The 235-nt window shown below is 40.0% G+C and carries 1 protein-coding gene; it reads left to right on the top strand.

Annotation, left to right across the window (positions count from 1 at the left end; all coding sequences use genetic code 11):
• Window positions 1-235 (top strand): PTS transporter subunit IIC (locus tag ACYP5M_RS26790; protein WP_459735760.1); only part of this gene is annotated, 235 nt, incomplete at both ends.

Raw genomic sequence — 235 nt, 5'->3', positions numbered from 1 at the left:
TCGGAGTATTTGGTGAACCGATGATGATAGGTCTGATTTTGGGAATTAATATTGGAATTCTCGCAGGATACGATGCGGATGGAGTATATAAATTAGGAATGAACTTGGGAGCAGTTATGCTTATAATGCCTCGTATGGTTCGTATCCTTATGGAGGGTTTAATCCCACTTTCTGATGCAATTCGAGCCTTGCTAAAAAAGAGATTCACTGATCGGGATGATATTACAAACGGACA

This window comes from Peribacillus sp. N1, from assembly GCF_054600815.1.
The sequence above is the reverse complement of the archived record's forward strand: the minus strand, read 5'-3'. Positions and strand labels throughout refer to the sequence as shown.